General features: G+C 42.8%; 6 protein-coding genes. All 6 read left to right on the top strand.

The window, feature by feature from the left end; genetic code table 11:
* The first annotated feature begins 119 nt into the window (after positions 1-119).
* The 6 genes from Q0394_RS01865 to Q0394_RS01840 all read left to right on the top strand — a co-directional run bounded on the left by Q0394_RS01865 (position 120) and on the right by Q0394_RS01840 (position 2,632).
* Positions 120-461, top strand: coding sequence for a hypothetical protein (locus tag Q0394_RS01865; protein WP_298945290.1), 342 nt, complete (start codon positions 120-122; stop codon positions 459-461).
* A gap of 123 nt (positions 462-584) precedes the next feature.
* Positions 585-797 (top strand): hypothetical protein, encoded by a 213-nt coding sequence (locus Q0394_RS01860; protein ID WP_298945289.1) that lies wholly within the window; start codon positions 585-587, stop codon positions 795-797.
* Positions 788-1,276, top strand: a complete 489-nt coding sequence (locus Q0394_RS01855) for a host-nuclease inhibitor Gam family protein (RefSeq protein WP_298790805.1) — start codon at positions 788-790, stop codon at positions 1,274-1,276. The genes Q0394_RS01860 and Q0394_RS01855 overlap by 10 nt, the downstream gene beginning before the upstream one ends.
* 82 nt (positions 1,277-1,358) lie before the next feature.
* Complete coding sequence (locus Q0394_RS01850) at positions 1,359-1,742, top strand: ASCH domain-containing protein (RefSeq protein WP_298945288.1); 384 nt, start codon at positions 1,359-1,361, stop codon at positions 1,740-1,742.
* Positions 1,735-2,193 carry a hypothetical protein gene (locus Q0394_RS01845; protein WP_298945287.1) on the top strand — a complete coding sequence of 153 codons (459 nt, stop codon included), beginning with the start codon at positions 1,735-1,737 and terminating at the stop codon, positions 2,191-2,193. The genes Q0394_RS01850 and Q0394_RS01845 overlap by 8 nt, the downstream gene beginning before the upstream one ends.
* Before the next feature lie 37 nt (positions 2,194-2,230).
* Positions 2,231-2,632, top strand: coding sequence for a YopX family protein (locus Q0394_RS01840; protein ID WP_298945286.1), 402 nt, complete (start codon positions 2,231-2,233; stop codon positions 2,630-2,632).
* Positions 2,633-2,679 lie beyond the last annotated feature (47 nt).

Below are 2,679 nucleotides of genomic sequence, written 5' to 3'. Positions count from 1 at the left end.
TAGGCGCACTGATCATGGAAAAAACCAGCCTAAGAGTCGTCGATACGGCGGCTTAAATTTGATTTTTCGGGCGTCTTATGGGGCGCCTCGTAAAGTCAAATTTAAAGAAAGGAGAATGAATGAAAACGGCAAGACTAGTCTTTGTTTCTACGCCATACGCTAGTATCGAGTGCAAAGATAGAGACAGAAACTACTATGCGAGGCAAATAGCGCAGCAAGCCTGCTCTATCGTCAGGCAAAACGGCTACGAGCCTATCTCGCCCGTGCTTGCGTGGATGGGCGTGTATAGCGAGCTTGAGCGCGAAAGAGTGATGAAAAACTGCGAAGAGCTGCTTAGGGTGTGTAGCTACTACTACCGCCACCCGTGCAAATGGAGCGATAACAGCGAGGGTGTGGCGCAAGAGGCGGTGTGGGCTAAAGAATACGGCCTAAGCGAGCTTAAATTTAGTTTGTTTGAGTGATGGCGCTTGAATTTAAAAACCACAAAAAAGCCAAGGCAAATTTGTCCGTTTGTACGGTCTACGGATACGTAACAAAACTCAAATTTGCGATGAAATTTAACATATTTGAAAGGAGAATGACGGATGATGAAAGCAATGTCGATGCTAGCCGGGCTAAGCCTGGCGCTAAACGATACGGGCACGCTAGGCGGAGCGCCGATACTAGCACCGGCCAAAGCAAGAAGAAGTAAGGCGGCCTTTGTAAAAAGCGCGATAACAAAGGGCGCAAAACACAAAAGCCAAACGATAAGAGCAAACAAAAGAAAAGCAAAAATAAGGAGCAAAAGATGGAAATAAAAACATTTACGGACGTAGATAGCGCGCTAAAGCGCATTTGCGAGCTTGAGGTGGCGCTTGCTGATATAAACGGCGAGATAACCCTAAAATGCAACGAGATAAAAGACTCAAGAAAGGCGCAAGTAGAAAAGCTTGATAACGAGAAAAAGTATATCGAGAGCCAAATAACAGCCTTTTGTGAGGAAAACAAGGCCGAATTTGCAGAAAAGCGCAGCAAAGAGTTTACCTTTGGAAAGATAGGTTACAAGCTAAGCAAAAGCGTGTCCTTGCCGCGCATAAAAGAGAGAGTAGAAAAGCTCATAAAGGCTCTAAAAAGCTATAAGCTCGAGGAGTGCATCACGTACGAAGAGACTATAAATAAAGACGCTATCGTGGAGCTAGGAGATGCCGAGCTCGTTAAGCTAGGCCTTAAGCGCGTCGTAAAGGATAACTTCCGCATAGAAACTAAGATAGAGAATTTGCAAAGCGCAAACGTCTAAATTTAAAGGGCTTTAAGCCCTTTAAAGAGCGTTTTAAACGGCTTTAAACGTTCTTTAAAAGGTTTAAATTTAAGGAAAAACAATGGCTATTTTATTATCAGTAAAGCCCAAATTTGCAGACATGATACTCAACGGCATAAAACGAGTAGAATACAGAAAGGCATTAGCATCCGTCGCTAACGACAGGATATTTTTGTACGCCACGGCGCCGATAAAAAAGGTAGTCGGCGAGGTAAAAGTAAAAAGAGCCGATAGATGCGAAAACAAAGAAGCGGTGTGGGCTTGCTATTTGGACTGCTCTGGAATTACCAAAGAAGAATTCGACGAATATTTTAAGAATAAAAAATATGCTTCTTGGTATTTTTTAGAAGAGCCGATCAGATACAAAAAACCTCAAAACATAAGGTATTTCGGAGTAAAAACGGCTCCTAGAAATTTCGTATATCTAAAGGATATAAATGCCTGAACTGGCTCCCGGTATTGCAAAATACCAGCTCATACAAACACTAGCCAAATACGGTATAGACGGCATAATCGACTTGAAGCTTTTAAAATGGGCGAAGATTAACGGTATAAATTTGCATTTCGTCTTTTCGCACCCTGCCGCAAAGCAAATTTTCGAGTTCAACAAAGAAAATATCAAAGCTAAACTGCGCAAGTTTTGGGCGGATAACCTTGCCGCGATCAAGGAGGCGGGCATCATGTTTCGCGACATAAGCTGCGAGGTCATATACCGCCTGCCGCGCGATACGCAAGCTATGCAAGAAGAAAAGAAGCCCTATGAGGAGCTCTCAAACGGCAGCTTTGAGAACCGCGCTAAAGATCCAGCTATAAGGCTAGGCTTTGAACGAATAAGAAAGCATATAATCGCCGATCTAGAAAGCGGCAAGAGCGTGTATGCCGGAGACGCGATATGAAATACCATAGATATATTTTTGCGGCGAGGAGTAAAAAATGAGGGAGATTGAATATAGGGTTTGGGACGAAATCGAAAGAGAGATGTATATCGTAGAAGAGATAAATTTTCCTTTTAAAACGGCAACGGTCATAAAAAGAAAAAACGAAAGGGCGCTTAGGGTATATTTTCATACTCGCGAAGTTAAGCTTATGCAATACATCGGCTCAAAAGATAGAAACGGCGTAAAAATTTACGAGGACGACGTCATCCGTCACCATAGCAACAAAGATAAAACCGACTACATAATCAAGTGGCACGACGCAAGCTTTGGTTTTATCGCAAGGCCAATAAAAGAAAAGCCGGGACGTCCACACCTAAATCAAGCCACTATGCTTAGCTATGAAGTCGTCGGCAATATCTACAAAAACCCGGAACTTTTAAGAGGGGATAAAAAATGACCAAAAACCAAGACGTCTATAGAAAACAGCTGCTTTATAGGATACAT

Origin of the sequence: uncultured Campylobacter sp., from assembly GCF_938039205.1 — a bacterium.
Classification (GTDB): Bacteria; Campylobacterota; Campylobacteria; order Campylobacterales; family Campylobacteraceae; genus Campylobacter_A.
Note: the sequence above shows the minus strand (reverse complement) of the source record. Positions and strands in the feature narration are given on the sequence as shown.